This window comes from Pseudomonas sp. E45-MNA-CIBAN-0222 (assembly GCF_040310405.1).
GTDB lineage: Bacteria > Pseudomonadota > Gammaproteobacteria > Pseudomonadales > Pseudomonadaceae > Stutzerimonas > Stutzerimonas stutzeri_AC.
On record NZ_JBEOPU010000120.1, the window covers coordinates 1 to 266 of the forward strand.

At 40.2% G+C, this 266-nt stretch carries 1 protein-coding gene; it reads right to left on the bottom strand.

Going from position 1 to position 266, the window contains the following annotated elements; translation table 11 throughout:
- The coding region (locus AAEZ08_RS23000; RefSeq protein ID WP_500125189.1) for a helix-turn-helix domain-containing protein at positions 1-266 on the bottom strand (266 nt) is incomplete at both ends.

Here is a 266-nt window from a genome sequence, read left to right on the forward strand (position 1 = left end):
CTCTTTAGGCGCAATGCCAAAGGTTTGTTTAAATAGGCGACTAAAGTGGCTCGCGCTATTAAATCCAACATCAAAGCAAACTTTACTAATTGCATGGCCTTGTAGTAATTGAGTACGCGCTTTTTTTAGTCTTAACTGTTGCTGCCAAAGGGCTGGGGTAGTGCCAAATGCAAGTTTAAACTGCTGATAAAACTTGCTGCGACTCATACAGGCTATTTTGCACAAGGTGTTTATATCGAGCGTTTCACTTAAGTGTTCTTCAATAT